Origin of the sequence: Streptomyces chisholmiae (genome assembly GCF_031845445.1) — a bacterium.
In the GTDB taxonomy this organism is placed as follows: Bacteria; Actinomycetota; Actinomycetes; order Streptomycetales; family Streptomycetaceae; genus Streptomyces; species Streptomyces chisholmiae.
Genome location: NZ_JAVREO010000004.1, coordinates 369,361 through 387,930, shown reverse-complemented (window position 1 = coordinate 387,930; position 18,570 = coordinate 369,361). Strand labels below are relative to the sequence as shown.

The 18,570-nt window shown below is 74.1% G+C and carries 16 protein-coding genes; 9 read left to right on the top strand and 7 right to left on the bottom strand.

The genetic code is table 11. The features are described 5' to 3' along the window. Window positions 1-16 precede the first annotated feature (16 nt). Window positions 17-2,062, bottom strand: coding sequence for a glycoside hydrolase family 31 protein (locus RM844_RS09160; protein ID WP_311666482.1), 2,046 nt, complete (start codon window positions 2,060-2,062; stop codon window positions 17-19). 142 nt (window positions 2,063-2,204) lie between these two features. On the opposite strand from RM844_RS09160, the gene RM844_RS09155 reads away from it, so the two are divergent. After that, window positions 2,205-3,542, top strand: coding sequence for a hemolysin family protein (locus RM844_RS09155; RefSeq protein ID WP_311666481.1), 1,338 nt, complete (start codon window positions 2,205-2,207; stop codon window positions 3,540-3,542). Further along, a complete protein-coding gene (locus RM844_RS09150) occupies window positions 3,539-4,564 on the top strand; it encodes a hemolysin family protein (RefSeq protein WP_311666480.1) in 1,026 nt (341 codons plus the stop codon). Before RM844_RS09155 ends, RM844_RS09150 begins: the two co-directional genes overlap by 4 nt. A 27-nt stretch (window positions 4,565-4,591) precedes the next feature. On the opposite strand, the gene RM844_RS09145 is transcribed toward RM844_RS09150, so the two are convergent. Beyond that, window positions 4,592-4,753 carry a hypothetical protein gene (locus RM844_RS09145; RefSeq protein ID WP_311666479.1) on the bottom strand — a complete coding sequence of 54 codons (162 nt, stop codon included), beginning with the start codon at window positions 4,751-4,753 and terminating at the stop codon, window positions 4,592-4,594. A 164-nt stretch (window positions 4,754-4,917) separates the two neighbouring features. Here RM844_RS09145 and RM844_RS09140 point away from each other — a divergent pair, with 164 nt between their 5' ends. Further along, a complete protein-coding gene (locus tag RM844_RS09140; RefSeq protein WP_311666478.1) occupies window positions 4,918-5,787 on the top strand; it encodes an SDR family oxidoreductase in 870 nt (289 codons plus the stop codon). 18 nt (window positions 5,788-5,805) lie between these two features. On the opposite strand, the gene ctaD is transcribed toward RM844_RS09140, so the two are convergent. Together ctaD and RM844_RS09130 are read right to left on the bottom strand one after the other, a co-directional pair. After that, window positions 5,806-7,518, bottom strand: a complete 1,713-nt coding sequence (ctaD, locus tag RM844_RS09135) for an aa3-type cytochrome oxidase subunit I (protein ID WP_311666477.1) — start codon at window positions 7,516-7,518, stop codon at window positions 5,806-5,808. Window positions 7,519-7,655: 137 nt separating this feature from the next. Further along, window positions 7,656-8,039, bottom strand: a complete 384-nt coding sequence (locus RM844_RS09130) for a DUF2267 domain-containing protein (RefSeq protein ID WP_311666476.1) — start codon at window positions 8,037-8,039, stop codon at window positions 7,656-7,658. Between the two features lie 355 nt (window positions 8,040-8,394). Here RM844_RS09130 and RM844_RS09125 point away from each other — a divergent pair, with 355 nt between their 5' ends. From RM844_RS09125 to RM844_RS09115, 3 genes are all read left to right on the top strand, one after another. Continuing rightward, complete coding sequence (locus RM844_RS09125; RefSeq protein ID WP_311666475.1) at window positions 8,395-9,276, top strand: SigB/SigF/SigG family RNA polymerase sigma factor; 882 nt, start codon at window positions 8,395-8,397, stop codon at window positions 9,274-9,276. Window positions 9,277-9,416: 140 nt separating this feature from the next. Further along, a complete protein-coding gene (locus RM844_RS09120; RefSeq protein ID WP_311666474.1) occupies window positions 9,417-10,397 on the top strand; it encodes a glycosyltransferase family 9 protein in 981 nt (326 codons plus the stop codon). 170 nt (window positions 10,398-10,567) lie between these two features. Then, window positions 10,568-12,667 carry a catalase gene (locus tag RM844_RS09115; protein ID WP_311666473.1) on the top strand — a complete coding sequence of 700 codons (2,100 nt, stop codon included), beginning with the start codon at window positions 10,568-10,570 and terminating at the stop codon, window positions 12,665-12,667. A gap of 144 nt (window positions 12,668-12,811) precedes the next feature. Here RM844_RS09115 and RM844_RS09110 read toward each other — a convergent pair whose 3' ends face one another. Beyond that, complete coding sequence (locus RM844_RS09110; RefSeq protein ID WP_311666472.1) at window positions 12,812-14,134, bottom strand: NAD(P)/FAD-dependent oxidoreductase; 1,323 nt, start codon at window positions 14,132-14,134, stop codon at window positions 12,812-12,814. A 535-nt stretch (window positions 14,135-14,669) separates the two neighbouring features. Between RM844_RS09110 and RM844_RS09105 the strand changes: the two genes are divergently transcribed. Beyond that, entirely contained in the window at window positions 14,670-15,968 is a 1,299-nt protein-coding gene (locus RM844_RS09105) for a serine hydrolase domain-containing protein (RefSeq protein WP_311666471.1), read from the top strand. Between the two features lie 184 nt (window positions 15,969-16,152). After that, window positions 16,153-16,614 (top strand): VOC family protein, encoded by a 462-nt coding sequence (locus tag RM844_RS09100; RefSeq protein ID WP_311666470.1) that lies wholly within the window; start codon window positions 16,153-16,155, stop codon window positions 16,612-16,614. A 37-nt stretch (window positions 16,615-16,651) separates the two neighbouring features. Here RM844_RS09100 and RM844_RS09095 read toward each other — a convergent pair whose 3' ends face one another. Both RM844_RS09095 and RM844_RS09090 read right to left on the bottom strand, forming a co-directional pair. Next, window positions 16,652-17,125, bottom strand: coding sequence for a VOC family protein (locus tag RM844_RS09095; protein WP_311666469.1), 474 nt, complete (start codon window positions 17,123-17,125; stop codon window positions 16,652-16,654). Between the two features lie 193 nt (window positions 17,126-17,318). Then, entirely contained in the window at window positions 17,319-18,065 is a 747-nt protein-coding gene (locus tag RM844_RS09090) for a sugar phosphate isomerase/epimerase family protein (protein WP_311666468.1), read from the bottom strand. Window positions 18,066-18,376: 311 nt separating this feature from the next. Here RM844_RS09090 and RM844_RS33505 point away from each other — a divergent pair, with 311 nt between their 5' ends. Then, window positions 18,377-18,451, top strand: a complete 75-nt coding sequence (locus RM844_RS33505; RefSeq protein WP_394814470.1) for a putative leader peptide — start codon at window positions 18,377-18,379, stop codon at window positions 18,449-18,451. Window positions 18,452-18,570 lie beyond the last annotated feature (119 nt).

Sequence of the window (18,570 nt, the reverse complement as noted above, 5' to 3'; positions counted from 1 at the left end):
GGCCGGGGCGCCCCGGTCAGTCCTCCGGGTCGAGGACGGCGGCCACGCCGCGCTCGGCGCGGACGAACGCGGGGTACTGGTCGGGCTCGCAGGCCACCTCATGCCAGCCGGGCCCGGTCAGCGGCGGGCAGCCGAGCAGCCCGTGCCACTCCCCCGCCGGCACCCACAGGGTGCGCCGGCCGCCGGGCTCCAGCAGCGGGGCGACCAGCACGTCGGGCCCCAGCAGGTACTGTGACCAGGCGTCCCTGGCGCTCCGGTCGCCGGGGTAGGCCAGCGGCATCGGCCGCATCAGGGGCAGCCCCTCGGCGGCGCTCCGCTCGGCGGCGCCGGCCACGTAGCGGCGCAGCCGGTGCCGCAGCCGGCAGGCCGCCACGGCCGCCGGGCCGTACGGGGCCGGGTAGGCGGTGGGCTCCCGGCGGCCCACCCCGTGGAAGCGGGTCAGCGGGGAGAAGGCGGCCCACTGGGCCCAGCGCCCGTACAGCTCGGGATCGACGTCGGCGTGCACCGCGTCGGGGGTCATGGTGGCCCGCAGCTCCTTGCCGCGCCGGTAGGACTCCGGGGTCCAGTAGCCGCCGGCGTCGTGGGTGACCACGGAGCAGCCGCTGAGCGCCATGGAGAGCACCGCGCGCAGCGTGGAGACCATGCCGGTCCAGGTGGACGGCAGGTCGCCGGCCCAGTGCGCCGGGTCGCGCTGCGAACCGGCGGTGCCGGAGCGGGAGATGGCGACGAAGTCGCCGGCCCTGGCCAGCCGGCCGGCCTCGTGCACGGCGTCCTGGTAGATCAGCCCGTAGGTGTTGTGCCAGTCGGGCCCCAGGTGGCCGTCGGCGAAGACGGCGTCGTCGGGGATCTCCTCCCCGAAGTCGGCCAGCACCGCCGCGTTGTGCTCGGTGCGCAGCGTGGCGGCCAGCCGCCGGGTCCACCAGGAGCGGGCCTCGGGGTTGGTGAAGTCGACGGCGCAGATGCCGGGGGTGTCGACGACGGTGGCCGGCTCGCCGGCGCCGTCGCGCACCAGGTAGCCGCGGGCGGTGAGTTCCTCGCCGAGCGGGCTGTCCCGCTTGATGTAGGGGTTGATCCACAGGCTGAGCCGGACGCCCCGGTCGGCGAGCCGCCGGGCCCAGCCCTCGGGGAAGCGGGTCCGGTCGGCCTCGGTGTACCAGGAGGGGGTGGCGAGCACGGTCTCGTCCAGCCACTCGTCGACGTGGATGACGTCCACCGGGCAGCCGGCCCGGTCGAGTTCGTCCACGGTCTCCACCACCTCGTCGGCGGTGAAGTAGGAGCTGCGGCTCATCCACACCCCGAAGGCCCACTCCGGCAGGGTGCGGGGGCGGCCGGTGAGGGCGTGGTAGCGGCGCAGGATGGTGGGTCCGTCGCCGGTGATCAGGAAGAGGTCCAGGTCCTCGCCGTCGATCCGGACGCAGGCCGCCTCCGAGTGCACGGCCCCGATGTCGGCCTCCACCTGGGCGCCGGTGTGGGCGAACAGGCCCCAGCCGGCGTCCGACCAGAGGAACGGCACGTTGAGGTAGGCGGAGTCGCGGCCGCCGTCCCGGTTCTCCTCGGTGTTGCGCAGCCGCCGCCAGCGGCCCCGCAGGTCGATGCCCTGGTAGCTCTCGCCGCCGCCGTAGACGGCCGCGTCGGGCGCCAGGTGGATGGTCTCCACCCAGCCGGCCCGGCGGCCGTCGCCCGCCGGCTGGTAGCCAGCCAGGCAGGGCACGGTGTCGGCCTCGGGCCGGGCGAACCGCTGGTAGGCGCCGAACCGCAGCCCCTGGACCACGCCCTGCCCCGGCTGGCCGCCGGCGTCCCAGTGGGCGTCCACGCCGGGGCCGGTGATGGCGACGCCGTCGGCGACCCGGGTGAGGGTGGCGGGCTCGTCCGCCAGCTCGACCAGCATCGGGGTGCCGTCGTCGTCGGTGAGTCCGGGCGTCGCCGAGCGCAGCCGGAGCACGCCGGGCACCGGCACCGTGGGCACCAGCCGCAGGGTCCGGCCGGAGCCGAGGGTGACCAGCAGTTCGCGCCCGTCGGCCGAGGGTTCGGCCGCCACGTAGGGGTCAGGCTCCAGGTCCACCGGGACCACTCCCTTCCGTCCCGTCCCCCGCCGCTCCCGGTCGGTTTGTCGGCTTTTCCGCGCGGCGCCGAGTACCCGGGCGCGAATCGGGCAAACGCGCGACATCCGACGGTGTGGCACGAACCGAAGGGAGGATGTCCGCGTGACGGAAGTGTTGCTGTTGTGTGTGGCGCTGGCCCTGACGCTGGCCTGCGCGGTGTTCGTGGCCGCCGAGTTCTCGCTGACCACGGTGGAGCGCGGCCAGCTGGAGCGGGCGGCCCGGCAGGGGCAGAAGGGCGCCGCCGGCGCGGTCCAGGCGGTGCGTCAGCTGACCTTCCAGCTGTCCGGGGCGCAGCTGGGCATCACGGTGACCTCGCTGGTCATCGGGATGCTGGCGGAGCCTTCGGTGGCCACCCTGCTGCGCGGGCCGCTCGGCGGTCTTGGCCTGTCGCCCTCGCTGGCCTCGTCGGTGGCGGTGGCGCTGGGCGTGGTGCTCTCCACGGTGGTGCTGATGGTGGTCGGCGAGCTGGTCCCGAAGAACTGGGCGATCTCCCGGCCGGTGCCGGTGGCCCGCGCCATCGCGGCCCCGCAGCGGCTGTTCACGGCCACCTTCGGACCGTTCATCCGGCACCTCAACGGGATGGCCAACCGGCTGGTGCGGGCCTTCGGCATGGAGCCGACGGAGGAGCTGGCCTCGGCCAGGACCCCGCAGGAGCTGGTGGCGCTGGCCCGGCACTCGGCCGCCGAGGGGGTGCTGCCACGGGACTCGGCCGAGCTGTTCGTGCGCACCCTGCACCTGACCGAGCTGACCGCGGCGAACGTGATGACGCCCCGGTTCGCGGTGCGGGCGCTGCCGGCGGGCGCGACGGCGGCGGACGCGGCGGCGCTGACCCTGGAGACCGGCCTGTCCAGGTTCCCGGTGCACGAGGGCGGCCTGGACGAGGTGGTGGGCACGGTGCACATCAAGGACGTGCTGGCGGTGCCCGGCCCGCGGCGGGCCAGCACGCCGGTGCTCGAACTGCTGACGGAGCCGGTGCTGGTGCCGGACAGCCTGCCGGTGGACCGGCTGCTGGAGCGGCTGCGCGGGACGAGGTCGCTGGGGGTGGTGGTGGACGAGTACGGCGGCACGGCGGGGGTGGTCACCCTGGAGGACATCGTCGAGGAGGTGGTCGGCGAGGTGCGGGACGAGCACGACCCGGCGGAGACGCCGGACCTGGCGCGGGTCGGCCCCGGCCGCTGGGAGGCGGGCGGCGGCGCCCGGCTCGACCAGCTGGCGGCGATCGGGCTGGCGGTGCCGGAGGGCCCGTACGAGACGGTGGCCGGGCTGCTGGCCACCGAGCTGGCCCGCATCCCGGAGCCGGGGGACACCGTGGAGGTGGCCGGCTGGCGGCTGCGGGTGCTACGGACCGCCCGGCACCGGGCGGAGCGGGTGGCGATCACCGCGCCGGACGCCGAGCCCGGCGGCACGGCGGCGCTGGCCGGCCCCGGAGGTGCCGGATGATCGCGCTGCAACTGACGCTGGGTGCGCTGTCCATCCTGGTCAACGCGTTCTTCGTGGGCGCGGAGTTCGCGTTGATCTCGGTCCGCAGGGACCAGATCGAGCCGCGCGCCGAGGCGGGTGAGCGGGGCGCGGCCACCGTGCTGTGGGCGCTGCGGCACCTGTCGGCGATGATGGCCACCGCCCAGCTGGGCATCACCACGATGTCGCTGGTGCTGGGCGCGGTGGCGGAGCCGGCGATGGCGCACCTGCTGGAGCCGGTCTTCGACGCGGTCGGGGTGCCGCACTCGCTGGTGCACCCGATCTCGTTCGCGATCGCCCTGTCGGTGGCGACCTACGCGCACATGCTGTTCGGCGAGATGGTGCCGAAGAACATCGCGCTGGCCGCGCCGGAGCGCACCGCGCTGCTGTTGGGGCCGGCGCTGGTGGCGCTGACCCGCGCGCTGCGGCCGGTGATCTTCGGCATCAACGCGTTCGCCAACGTGCTGCTGCGGCTGATCCGGGTGGAGCCGCGGGACGAGGTGGCCTCGGTCTTCACCGAGCTGGAGCTGGCGGAGCTGGTCGCGGACTCCAACCGGGCCGGGCTGCTGGCCGCCGAGGAGAGCGAACGGCTGCGGGACGCGCTGGAGTTGGGCAGCCGGACGGTCACCGAGATCATGGTGCCGACCGGCCGGATGGTGACGGTGGGCCACCAGGTCACGCCGGGCCAGCTGGAGCGCGCCTCGGCGGCCTCCGGCTACTCGCGGCTGCCGGTGACCGGCCCCGGTGGCACGGTGCTGGGGTTCCTGCACGTGAAGGACGCGTTGGCGGCCACCCAACACGACCGGCCGTTCCCCCGGCGGGCCCTGCACCCGGTGGTGCGGGTGCGGCTGGACGCCCGGCTGGACGACGTGCTCACCGCGATGCGCGCCGCCGAGACCCATCTGGCGGCGGTGGTGAACGAGCGGGGGGCGCTGCTGGGCTTCGTCACGATGGAGGACGTGCTGGCCGAGCTGGTGGGACCGGCCGCGCCGGAGGTCGGCTGACGGGCCGGGTGGCCGCCGGCCGGCGGCTCACTCGTCGTCCCGGTCGTCCATCCGCTCGCCCTCGGCCTGCGAGGGCGTCTGCCGGGGATGGTCGTGGCCGCTCCGCTCCCGCTCGTCCTCGGGGTCGGCGCCGTCCGGCAGATCCGGGTCCCGCTCCCCTTCGGCCTGGGAGGGCAGCTGATCGCTCATGGCCCGCGAGTATCCAGGTCAGGGGGGCGTAAACCAGGGCGCGCACGCCGCCAGGTGCCCCCCGCGCGCCGCTTGGGACGGCCCTGCGCGAGGGTAGGGGTGTCCGCGCGGCGGCGCGCGCCAGCGCGGCACCGAGTCACCCGAAGGACCTGGGGGAACACCCGATGACCGACCCGACCGAGCTGACCGACCCGACCGAGCTGACCGAGCCGACCGACCCGACCACGCCCGGGGAGGCGGCCGGCTGGACGCCGGTCGCCGTGGTGACCGGCGCCGGCTCCGGCATCGGCCGGGCCACCGCCGTCGCGCTGGCCCGGCAGGGCGTGGACGTCGGCATCGCCTGGTACGGGGACGAGGCCGGCGCCGAGCGGACCGCCGAACTGGTCCGCGCGGCCGGCCGGCGGGCCGAGACGGCCGAGCTGGACCTGGGCGTGCTGCCCGGGGCGGCCGACGTGCTGGACGGGCTGGCCGAGCGCCTCGGCCGCCTCGACATCCTGGTCAACAACGCCGGCACCGCCGGCCCCTACCCGTTCCTCGAACTCGAACTCGCGGACCTGCGCCGCGTGTTGGACGTCAACCTGATCGGCCCGACGCTGCTGGCGCAGCGCGCCGCGCGGTGGATGATCCGGCAGGGCGACGGGGGCGCCATCGTCAACGTGACCAGCGTCCACGAGCACCAGCCGCGGGTCGGCACCGGCGCCTACTGCGCCGCCAAGGGCGGCCTGGGGCTGTTCTCCTCGGTGATGGCGCTGGAGCTGGCCGAGCACGGCATCCGGGTGAACGCGGTGGCCCCCGGCGAGATCGCCACCCCGATGAACGGCTACCGGGACGTGGACGTGCACAGCCTGGAGCGGCCCGGCATCCCGCTGGGGCGGCCGGGCGACGCCCGGGAGGTGGCCGAGGTGATCGCCTTCCTGGCCAGCGACCGGGCCAGCTACGTGACCGGCGCCTCCTGGCCGGTGGACGGCGGGATGCTGCGGATGGGCCCGGTGGGCGCGTCCGCGCTGCCGACCACCGACTGGCGGCGCCCCTGAGACCAGCCGGCCGGCCGGTCAGTCGGCCGCCGCCTGGTCGAGCCGCTCGGCCAGGCCGGTGCGCTCCGCGTTCCTGGCCCGGTCCTCGCGCAGGATCTCCGGGTGGTGCAGGTCGAAGGCGGGCGACTCGGACCGCACCCGGGGCAGGGTGGTGAAGTTGTGCCGGGGCGGCGGACAGGAGGTGGCCCACTCCAGGGAGCGGCCGAAGCCCCAGGGGTCGTCCACGGTCACCCGGGGCGCGGTGTGGTGGGTGCGCCAGACGTTGTAGAGGAACGGCAGGGTGGACAGGCCCAGCAGGAAGGCGCCGACGGTGGAGAGGGTGTTGAGCCCGGTGAAGCCGTCGGCGGCCAGGTAGTCCGCGTAGCGGCGCGGCATGCCCTGGGCGCCCAGCCAGTGCTGCACCAGGAACGTGGTGTGGAAGCCGATGAAGAGCGTCCAGAAGTGGATGCGGCCCAGCCGCTCGTCCAGCATCCGGCCCGTCATCTTCGGCCACCAGAAGTGGAATCCGGCGAACATCGCGAAGACCACGGTCCCGAAGACCACGTAGTGGAAGTGGCCGACCACGAAATAGCTGTCGGTCACCTGGAAGTCGAGCGGCGGGGAGGCCAGGACGACCCCGGTCAACCCGCCGAAGAGAAACGTCACCAGAAATCCCACACACCAGAGCATCGGCGTTTCAAAAGAGAGCGACCCCTTCATCATCGTGCCGATCCAGTTGAAGAACTTCACCCCTGTCGGCACCGCGATGAGAAAGGAAAGCAAAGAGAAGAAGGGCAGGAGCACCGCTCCGGTGACGAACATGTGATGGGCCCACACCACGGCCGACAGTCCGGTGATGGCCACGGTCGCCCCGACCAGTCCCAGATAGCCGAAGATCGGTTTCCGGCTGAAGACCGGAATGATTTCCGAGACGATACCGAAGAACGGCAGCGCGATGATGTACACCTCGGGATGGCCGAAGAACCAGAAGAGGTGCTGCCACAGCAGCGCCCCGCCGTTGGCCGGGTCGAAGACGTGGCTGCCGAAGCGCCGGTCCGAGGCCAGCGCGAACAGGGTGGCCGCCAGCACCGGGAAGGCCAGCAGCACCAGCACGCTGGTCAGCAGCACGTTCCAGGTGAAGATCGGCAGCCGGAACATGGTCATGCCGGGCGCACGCAGGCAGATGATGGTGGCGATGAAGTTGACCGCGCCCATGATGGTGCCGAAGCCGGACAGCGCCAGCCCCATCACCCACAGGTCGGCGCCGACCCCCGGGGTGTAGACCGCGCTGTTCAGCGGCGCGTAGGCGAACCAGCCGAAGCTGGCCGGCCCCTCGGGGGTGAGCAGCGAGCCGACCACCAGCAGGCCGCCGAACAGGAACAGCCAGTAGGACAGCGCGTTCATCCGGGGGAACGCCACGTCGGGCGCGCCGAGTTGCAGCGGCACCACCACGTTGCCGAAGCCGACGAAGAGCGGCGTGGCGAAGAGCAGCATCATCACCGTGCCGTGCAGCGTGAACGCCTGGTTGTACTGCTCGGCGGTGAGCAACTGGAGCCCGGGGCGGGCCAGTTCGGCCCGCATCAGCAGCGCGAGCACCCCCGCCAGCAGGAAGAACAGGAAGGACGTGGTCAGGTAGAGCACGCCGACCCGCTTGTGGTCGGTGGTGGTCAACCAGCCGACCAGCGCCCCGCCGGCGGGGCGCGCCGGCGGGTCGGCGGGCGGTCTGGGCCTCGGTGGTGCCAGCGTCGCCATGGTGTCCTCCCGGGCTCCGTCGGTCGCGGACCCGTTCTACTGGCTGGACCCCGTGGCGCGGCCGGTTAGGCCGACCGTGGGCGCCGCCCCACCGACCATCAGCCCGGCGCGGGGGCCGGGCTTCCGGTCGCCGGCGCTCAGCTCAGCTCGGCGTGCCCGAAGAGGTCGGCGTAGCCGGAGGGCAGCTGGCTGATCAGCTTGTTCATCTCGCCGCCCGAGATCTGGTCGGCGAGGACGGAGAAGACCACCCGGGTGTCCTCCTCGGCGCTCTCCTCGTCCTGCTCGGTGTGCTCGGCGACCTGGTTGATGAACTCCGAGACGCCCCAGGTGCGGGCCGGGCCGGCGGCGCGGTCGACGAGGTCGGCCAACGGGATCGGCAGCTGGTCGGCGAGGTGCTCGGCGGACGGCTCGGGCAGCCGCTCGCCGAGGGTGGCGATCACGGCCTGGACCAGCCGCTCCGCCTCGTCGGCGGCGTACTCCCCGCGTTCGCGCACGGTAGCCATGAAGGTGCCATAGGTCACGGTGGGCTCCTTTTCGAAGATGTACTGACGTGTGTTTCGGACCCGTTTTCCGACGGCGCTCGAATCCGTGTTTCGCGCGCCAGTTCCGGGTAGGAGCTCCGATCCGAGGGATCTGAGCACTCCGCTGGAGCGCGGGTAACCAGCGGGCCGCCCGGATAACGCGTGCCCGCGCCCTTTTCGGGCTTCCCGAGCCCGATGTCCCGCGCCGCCCCGCAGTGCCAGGGCCGGCGTGGCGGCCATCGTCCGACTTCGAGATGTGACCCGCCGGGTTGGCGTGCAGACTGGGGGCAGCGGTCTCTTCCCGTGGCGAGTTCAGCGCGGAATCGCACGCCCACCCTCACCTGGGAGAGCAGGAATGAATACGCCAGTACGTCCCCGTAAGAAACGCCATCCGCACGACGACGCCCCGGATACCAGCCGGCAGTTCCGGCGTATCGCGGAGCTGCCGAACTGTCCGGAACGCGAGGCGCTGTACAAGGATGTCATCTGCGCCTGGATCCCGATGGCCGACCGCCTGGCCCGCACCTTCAGGGACCGGGGCGAGGCACTGGAGGATCTGGAGCAGGTGGCGGCGCTCGGCCTGGTCAAGGCGGTGCACCGGTACGACCCGGACCGGGGTCGGCCGTTCGAGAGCTACGCCGTGCCCACCATCGTGGGCGAGGTCAAGCGGCACTTCCGGGACCACATGTGGGGCCTGCACGTGCCCCGGCGGACCCAGGAGCTGCGGAACCGGGTGCGCGCCTCCGCGCGGCAGCTGAGTTTCCGGCTGGACGACCGGGGGCCCAGTGTGGCGCAGCTGGCCGAGCACAGCGGGCTGACCGAGGACGAGGTGCGCACCGGCCTGGAGGCGCTGGACAGCTACAGCACGCTGTCGTTGAACGCCGAACTGCCGGGCGCGGACGGCGACTACTCGCTGCTGGACACCCTCGGCACGGTGGAGCCCGGGTTCGACCGGGTGGTGGACCGGGAGGCGGTCCGGCATCCGCTGGCCTCGCTGCCGGAGCGGGAGCGGCACATCCTCTACCTGCGGTACTTCCACGGGATGACGCAGAGCCGGATCGCCGAACAGCTCGGCATCTCGCAGATGCACGTCTCCCGGCTGCTGAACCGCGCCTGCGAACGGGTCCGCGCGGAGATCGAGGGCGGCGAGTCGGGCGGACCGCCCGCCGGCACCGAGCGGCCGGCGCCGGCGGAGCGCCGGCGCGGCGAACGCCAGCCGGTCGAACTGCCCGGATAGGCCGGCCACGGGCCGACAGACCGCCGCGCCGGCGCCCCCTGGACGAGGGGGCGCCGGCCGCCGGCCGTGGTCCGGCCACCGCCCGCGCGCGGCCCGAGCGGCGGCCGTTTGCCCGCACGCGATCGGGCAACTCGTCGGACATGTCCGGTTCTCCCCGCACCCTGGTGGTGCGTCTCGACGGCGCCGGGGACGTGCTGCTGGCCGGTCCCGCCCTGCGCTCGGTGGCCGCCGGCTCGGCCACCACCACGCTGCTGTGCGGCCCGCGGGGGGCCGCCGCCGGGCGGCTGCTGCCGGGGGTCGACGAGGTGCTGGTCTACGACGCGCCCTGGGTCTCCATCTCCCCGCCGGCGGTCCGCCGCTCCACCGTGAACGAGCTGGTGGCGCGGCTGGCGGCGCGCCGCTTCGACCGGGCGCTGGTGTTCGCCTCGCACGGGCAGAGCCCACTGCCGGCCGCCCTGCTGCTCAGGCTCTCCGGCGTGCCGTGGGTGGCGGCCGACTGCGAGCACCGGCCGGGGGCGCTGCTCCAGCTGCGGCACCGCCGGGCGGAGCGGCGGCACGAGGCGGAGGCGGCGCTCGACCTGGCGGCGGCGGCCGGTTTCCCCCCGCCGCCGGGCGACGAGGGGGCGCTCGCGGTGCTTGACCATCCGCCGGCGGACGAGCTGACCGGCCCAGGACCCTATCTGGTGGTCCATCCGGGCGGTCGGACCGCCGACCGGTCCTGGACCCCGGGGCGGGCCGAGCGGGCGGTGGCCGCGCTGGCCGAGGCGGGCCACCGGGTGGTGGTGACCGGCGGCGACGACGAGCGGGCGCTGACCAGGCGGGTGGCCGGCCGGCACGCGCTCGACCTGGGCGGACTGACCGAACTGCCGCAGCTGGCCGGCGTGTTGGCCGGCGCCACCGCGCTGGTCGCCGGGGCCACCGGGCCGGCCCACCTGGCGGCGGCGGTGCGCACCCCGATCGTCTGCCTGCTGCCGCCGTGCCTGGGCGCGGACCGGCTGCTGCCGTACCGGGTGCCGCACCTGCGGCTGGGCGACCGGAGCGCGCCGAGCCTGGACGCCATCGGGGACGAGGAGCTGCTGGCCGCGGTGGCGGCGCTGACCGGCCGGGCGCTGACCGGCTGAGCCCTCCGTCCCACGCCCCGCCCCGGGGGCCACCGTTCACCGGAACGGCCCCGCGGCGTCACCGGAACGCCGGCGTTTGCCCCGGTCGGCGCCGGGGACCCGGCGCGCACGCGCGACCCGGGCCCGGCCGGAGGGCCCGTCCGCCCGCGCCCCGACCGCGAGGAGAGCCGATGGCCGACGAGGAACAACTGGACAAGCAACGGCAGTTGGACCCGCTCCGGGACCGGAACGAGGACGGGGCGCTGACCACCGACTTCGGTACCAGGGTCGATGACACGGACAACGCGCTGCACGCCGGCGAGCGCGGCCCCACCCTGCTGGAGGACTTCCACTTCCGGGAGAAGATCACCCACTTCGACCACGAGCGGATCCCGGAGCGGGTGGTGCACGCGCGCGGGGCCGGGGCCTACGGCCACTTCCGGCCGTACGCGTCGCTGGCCGAGTACACCCGGGCGGACTTCCTCCAGGACCCGGCGCGGGAGACCCCGGTCTTCGTGCGGTTCTCCACGGTCGCCGGCTCCCGCGGCTCGGCCGACACGGTGCGCGACGTCCGGGGCTTCGCGACCAAGTTCTACACCCGGGAGGGCAACTACGACCTGGTCGGCAACAACTTCCCGGTCTTCTTCGTGCAGGACGCGATCAAGTTCCCGGACTTCGTGCACGCGGTGAAGCCGGAGCCACACCACGAGATGCCGCAGGCCGCCTCCGCGCACGACACCTTCTGGGACTTCGTCTCGCTCCAGCCGGAGACCCTGCACACCGTGATGTGGCTGATGTCCGACCGGGCGCTGCCGCGCAGCTACCGGATGATGCAGGGCTTCGGGGTGCACACCTTCCGCTTCGTCAACGCGGCCGGCCGTGGCACCTTCGTGAAGTTCCACTGGCGTCCGCTGCTCGGCACCCACTCCCTGGTCTGGGACGAGTGCCAGCAGATCGCCGGCGCCGACCCGGACTTCAACCGCCGTGACCTGTGGGAGTCCATCGACCGGGGCGACTTCCCCGAGTACGAGCTGGCCGTCCAACTGGTCCCGGAGGAGGACGAGTTCGCCTTCGACTTCGACCTGCTCGACCCCACCAAGATCATCCCGGAGGAGGTCGTGCCGCTGCGGCCGATCGGCCGGATGACGCTGGACCGCAACCCGGACAACTTCTTCGCCGAGACCGAGCAGGTCGCCTTCCACACCGCGCACGTGGTGCCGGGCATCGACTTCACCAACGACCCGTTGCTCCAGGGCCGCAACTTCTCCTACCTCGACACCCAGCTGATCCGGCTGGGCGGTCCCAACTTCCAGCAGCTGCCGGTGAACCGCCCGCTGGCCACCGTCCGCAACCACCACCGGGACGGCTACGGCCAACACCGCGTGCACCCCGGGCAGACCGCCTACTCCCCCAACAGCCTGGGCGGCGGCTGCCCGGCGGTGGCCGGCTGGGACGCCGGGGCCTTCCGGCACCACCAGGTGCGGGTGGACGGCGACAAGATCCGCCGCCGCAGCCCGAGTTTCGACGACCACCACAGCCAGCCGCAGCTGTTCTGGAACAGCATGGCGCCCTGGGAGAAGGCGCACATCGTGGCCGCCTACCGGTTCGAGCTCGGCAAGGTGGACGCCCCGGCGGTGCGGGCCCGCACCGTCGAACAGCTGAACCTCGTCGACCACGAGCTGGCGGTCGCGGTGGCGGTCGGCATCGGGGTCACGCCGCCCGCCGAGCCGGCCGTGGAGAACGCCGGGCGCACCTCCCCCGCGCTCAGCATGGCCACCGGCCAACCCGGCAGCATCGCCACCCGGAAGATCGCGCTGCTGGTCGCCGGCGGCGTGTCGGGGGCGGACGTGACCGCCGTGCGGGAGGCCCTGATCGGCGGCGGCGCGGTGCCCGAGGTGCTGGCCGCGCACGACGGCGAGGTCGCGTCCGAGGAGGGCGGCACGGTCCGGGTGGACCGCGCGCTGGCCACCATGTCCTCGGTGCTCTACGACGCGGTCTGCGTCCCGGGCGGCGCCGCCAGCACCCTGGAGCTCAGCCGCGACGGGCTGGCGTCGCACTACGTCGCGCAGGCGTTCAAGCACGGCAAGGCGATCGCTGCGCTCGGCTCCGGCGTCGGCCTGCTCCGCGAACTCGGCCTGCCCGGCATCCGGTTGGCCGACGAGGGCGAGCCGGCGGTGGACAGCCTGGGGGTGGTGACCGGCGTCGATCCGGACACCGTGCTGGCCTCCTTCGCCGACGCGATCGCCCTGCACCGGGTCTGGGAGCGGGACACCGACCGCACCGTCGCCTGAGCCGGCGGCCGAACCACGCCCGGGGGGCCGGCCCGGCACGAACCGCCGACGCCCCGGACCCGAGCCGGGTCCGGGGCGTCGAGTGCGGGTGTCGGTGGGTGCGGGTGTCGGTGGGTGGGGGGAACGGGCGGCGCGCGGGGCCGGTCAGCGCGCCGGGCGGTCCTCCCGGAAGACCCGGGCCAACTCGGGCGACGCGGTGTCCAGCGGCACCGACCCGGAGCGGACCATGCCCAGCTGCACCGCCTGCCGGGGCAGCACCGCCTCCAGCAGCCAGTCGGCGCCGACCCGCACCCGGTTGCCCGGCATCGACATCAGGTGGTAGCCCCGGGTCACCGCGCCGGCCAGCGGCCCGGAGAGCGAGGTGCCCAGCGGGTTGGCGGCGCCCTGCACCCCGCCGAGGTCCACCGCGAAGCCCAGCTCGTGGTGCTCGTAGGGACGCCGTTCCGTCATGCCCAGCTGGGCGGAGACGTTGCGGGCCGCGATCTTCCCCTGCCGCCAGGCGTGTTGCGCGGTCATCGGGGTGAACTGGCCCGGCCTGGTCGGGTCGGGCACCGCCGCGGCGTCGCCGGCGGCGAACACCTCGGGGTGTCCTGGCACGTTGAGGTAGCGGTCCACCACCAGCCGCCCCCGTTCGGTGTCCAGGCCGAGATCGGCGACCAGCGGGTCGGGGCGCACCCCGACGCACCAGGCCAGCGTCCTGGAGGGCACGAACTCGCCGTCGTCCAGCAGCACCCCGTCGGCGGTGGCCTCCTTGACCGACATCCCGGTACGCACGTCCACGCCCCGCCGGCGCAGCACCCGGTCGGCGGTGCGACTGAGCCCCTCGTCCAGCTCCGGGAGCACCCGGTCGGCGATGTCCAGCAGCAGCCAGCGGGGCTTGACCCACTCGCCCGCGCGCTCCCCGCGCATCACCGCGTCCGCGAGCATCGCGCCCTGCGCCGCCACCTCGGTACCGGTGTAGCCGGCGCCCACCACCACGAAGGTGGCCCGCGCCTGCCGCACCTCGGGATCGGGCTCGGCGGCGGCCAGCTCCAGCTGCCGCACCACGTGGTCGCGCAGGTAGAGCGCCTCGGGCAGGCCGCGGAAGCCGTGCGCGTGCTCGGCGACGCCCGGGATCGGCAGCAGCCGGTTGACGCTGCCCACCGCGAGGATCAGCTGGTCGTAGCGCAGCTCCCCCGGCCGGTCCTCGGGGTCGCAGTAGTGCACGGTGCGGCTGGCCAGGTCCACCCGGGTCGCCTCGCCCAGCACCAGCCGGCTGTCCGGCAGGGTGGCCCGCAACGAGACGCTCACCCGGCGCGGCTCCAGGATGCCGGCCGCCACCTGCGGCAGCAGCGGCAGGTAGAGAAAGTAGTCGGTGGGATTGAGCAGCACCACCTCGACCTGCCGCCGTGCGGTCCGATTCAGAATCCGGGCGGCCCGGTAACCGGCGAACCCCGCGCCGACGATCACCACACGGGTCCGGCTCATGCTCCCACCTCCAAGGCACCGACACAGTCAGGGCCGGCGAGTACCCCACCGACCGCCGGCCCACGCCTCCGGACGGCACCCCGTCACCCTCCGCGTCCACGTCCACACGGTTCGTGGCCGACGGCCCGGAGGGGGGCGGCCGGCCCCGTTCCCGCTGGCCGGGCGCCCCGGGCGGCACCCGCCGCCGGGCGACCGGCGCGCCCGGCAGGGGGAACCACGGCTCCGGGGCAGACCGCGCGGTGCCCCGCTGGCGGTGTCCGGCCGTTCCGGCCGGGCACCGCCGTACCGGCGCGGTTCGCCGGCGGCCCAGGACCGCGCCCGCGACCCGCGGTCCGGCGGCCGACCGGTGGGCGGCGCCGAACAGGCGGGGAACTGGCGGCAGTTGGTCGGGGTCGGTCAGCCGGTACAACTCGGGTTGTCAGCTCCGGGTTGTCGGGAAAGGCTGCGGAAATACCTCCTGGGCAGGACGACTTCGGCGGCTCGACCACCGAGAATGGAGTCGCTCGACCGCAAGCGACCACAGAGAGGAGCAGGCGTGACGGCCTCCTCCCGACGTTCGAAGCGAGCCCTGACGACAGGCGCCGCCTCCGCCGCGCTCTGCCTGAGCGCCCTGACCGTGCCCGCCGCCGTCGCCCAGTCGGCGCCGGACACGCCCGTGAGCACCACCAACGCCGCGCTGGACGCGGCGCTTGCCGAGATACCAGCCAGCGGACTGCCCGGCGCCTACGGCGCCGCGCGGGTCGGCGAGGAGCGCTGGCAGGGTGCCGCCGGCGTCGCCGACCTCACCGACGGCTCGCCCGCCGAGGCCGACTCCTACCACCGGATCGCCAGCCTCACCAAGACCTTCGTCTCGGTCGCCGTCCTCCAGCAGGTCGCCGATGGCGCCCTGGAGTTGGACGCGCTGGCCGCCGACCACCTGCCCGCGGGGACGCTCCCCGCGGAGCTGGCCGAGGCGGTGACGGTGCGGATGCTGCTGAACCACACCACCGGCATCGGCGACTACATCGCGTCCGCCTTCCCGTCCCTGGCGACCCTCTCGCCGGCCAGCCTGGAGGAGCACCGCTTCCGCGAGCTGGCCCCGGCGGAGCTGGTCGAGCTGGGCCTGGCCGCCCCCCGCACCGGCGAGCCGGGCCAGCGGTACTCCTACTCCAACACCAACTACATCCTCGCCGGGCTGCTGGTGGAGCAGGTGACGGGGCAGCCGGCCGAGGAGTACGTCACGGAGCGGGTGATAGCGCCGGCCGGCCTGACCGACACCTTCTTCCCGGACTCCCCCGAGCTGCCCACCCCGCACGCCCGGCTCTACCAACCGCTGCACGGCACCCAGGACCCGCCGGACGACTTCACCGAGTACAACATGTCCTGGGCGGGCACGGCGGGGGCGTTGGTCTCCACGATGCCCGATCTCAACCGCTTCCAGGAGGCGCTCTTCGGCGGCGAGTTGCTGCCCGCGGAGCAGCTCGCCGAGATGCTGGAGACGGTCCCCATCCGGGGGCAGAACGGCCAGGTGACGGGCGCCTACGGGCTCGGCCTGTACCCGATAGCCCTCTCCTGCGACACCTTCTGGGGCCACGACGGCATCGCCTGGGGCGCGAGCACCCTCGCCTTCTCCAGCCTGGACGGCGAGCGGCAGGCCGCCATCGGCTACAACATGTCGCACTATCAGACGCTCTCCGCGGACGGGTATCTCAACCCGCATCCGGGGGACCGGGCGGTGGTCCGCTATCTCGACGAGGCCCTCTGCGGGGCGGAGAGCGAGCTGACCGCCGAGACGCTGCGGCAGGCCGAGCTGGCGCTGCAGACGGCCCGGTTGGACCGCACACCCCTCAGCTGATCCGGCATCGACCGGGCGGCCCCGGTGGCGCGGCGGAGCGCCACGCCACCGGGGCCGGGCCGGGACGGGGCACGCCGGGCACGCCGGGCACGCCGGCCGGGAGTGTCGCTGCGGAGTGACGGGGCGTCGGCTGACTGATGATGAGGAGGAGCCGCACGCCGCCCCACCGAGACGGGACCCCCTCGTGCCAGACCACTCCTTTCCCGCCCCCACCACCGAACAGGGCCTGCTGGTGGCCCACTTCCTCACCGTGCGGGATGTCGCCCGCGCCCGCCGCTTCTACCGGGAGGTGCTCGGCGGGGAGGTCGTCCTGGCGGAGAACCCCTGCACCGTGCGGCTGGCCAACAGCTGGTTGATCATGAACCCGGGGGGCGGCCCGACCCCCGACAAGCCCGGGGTGACGCTGGTCCCCCCGGCAGAGCGGCCCGACACGGTCTCCGCCTTCCTCAACCTCCGGGTCGCCGACATCTGGGCGACCTACGCCGAGTGGCGGTCCCGGGGGGCCGAGTTCCTCACCGAGCCGATCGACCGGGGGGCCGAGATCCGCTGCTACCTGCGCGATCCGGACGGGTACCTGATCGAGCTGGGGCAGGCCACCGGCATGCTGCACGGCGAGTTCGCGCGGGCCGGCAACAGCGCGGAGTGACGTGCGGCCCCCGCCACCCCGGCGGGGGCGAGGCGGCTCAGCCGGCGGCGGCCGCGCGCAGCGCCTCGACGTCGATCTTCACCATGCCGAGCATGGCCTGGGTGACCCGCGCGGCCTTCTCCCGGTCCGGGTCGGCGGTCAGCTCGATCAGCTCCCTCGGCACGACCTGCCAGGACAGGCCGAACCGGTCCTTCAGCCAGCCGCACTGGACCTCCTGGCCCCCGTCGGCGGTCAGCAGCGCCCAGTAGCGGTCGACCTCCGCCTGGTCGACGCAGTCCACATAGAGCGAGATCGCCTCCGTGAAGGGGAACCCGGGGCCGCCGTTGAGCGCGATGAACCGCTGGCCGTTCAGCTCGAACTCCACGGTCATCACCGAGCCGGCCTCACCCGGGCCGACGGCGCTGTAGCGCTGGACCTCCAGCACCCGGGAGTCGTCGAAGACCGAGGTGTAGAAGGCGGCGGCCTCCTCCGCCTGGTTGTCGAACCACAGGTGCGTGATGATCTTCTGCATGGTCGGGCTCCTCGCCGCCGTACCGGATCGGTGTGTGACGGGGAGACCCGCCGGGCGCGCGGGACTCATCGGTGCGGCGCCTGGCCCGGGCCCGAATGGCCGAAAACCACCGAAAACGGCCGGTAAGGGACGGCAGGGGCCGAGGCCGCCGGCCGGCGTCGGGCGTCCGGCGTCGGACGCCCGACGCGTCGGGTCAGGCCGGTTCCAGGGTGCTGAGGTGGGCGTGGCTGGCGGCGAGGGCGGCGAAGAAGTCGGTGTCGCAGGTGTCCAGTTCGACGATGCGGTGGGCGTCGGGCGCGGCGGCGAGGATCTCGCGCACCGGCATCCGGCCGGCCCCGACAGCCAGGTGGGCGTCCTCCTTGGTCACCGGCCCGTCCTTGACGTGCAGGGCGAGGACCCGGTCACCGAGGGCGGTGAGCAGCCGCGGCACGTCGGCGCCGCCCACCGCGGCCCAGTAGGTGTCCAGCTCCAGGAAGACGGCCGGGTCGAGACGGTCCACCAGGTGCTCCAGCGCGTGCCGGCCGTCGATCACCGGCTCCAGCTCCCACCAGTGGTTGTGGTAGCCGAGCCGAACGCCGTGACCGGCGGCGGTGGCGGCGACCGCGTTGAGCCGGTCGGCGATCCGGGAGACGCCGTCCAGCGTGGTGAACTCCTCCGGCGCGATGCCGGCGGGCAGGATCGCCAGTTCGGTGCCGACGGTGTTGATCGCGTCCAGGATCGGCCCCGGCTCGGCCGCGTCCAGCAACGCCATGGCGTGGATGGCCGGCACGGTGAACCCGAGGTCGTCCACCAGGCGGCGGAAGCCCTTCGGGTCGTCGGTGGGGTCGTACGGTTCGACGGCGGTGTAGCCGATGTCGGCGATCCGGCGGAGCGCGTGGGCGCGGTCGGCGGCGAGCGCGTCGCGCACGGTGTAGAGCTGAACGCCCAGTGGTTCGGGCATGGTCACGGCCTCCCGGAGATGCAACGGAACATCAGGACGATAATGGGCCTTTCGCAGCAGACGCCACCCGGGCCCGGGCCGGGACCCGGGCCGTCCGGACCGCCCCCGAGGCCCTCACCCGGCCGCCGGCGGGGCGAGTTCATCCCCCGTTCGCACGCCGCAACGTACAAGCAACTCCCCTTCAACCGGAGCCAGTTGGGCTACACATCCGGGGATGGCCGGCGGCCCGGCGCCGGCCCAGGGGGCGGGGGCACCGGGGCCCCGGGTGGGCGTCTTGACCAGGCCCGCGAACGTTCGCTACGTTCCCCGGCATGCGGACCTCCGAGCAGCTCACCGAGCGCCGTGCCGTCGATCTGATGCGCGTGAGCTCCGCCATCTGTCGCTGATCCGCCGCGCCCGGCCCGGCGCCTGACCGCTGCCCGCCGGTGCACGCCCCGCCGCCGCGCCCCCCCTTCCCTCCGCCGGCCGACCGACGGCCGGCGACCGCCCGCGCCCGGCCGGCCCC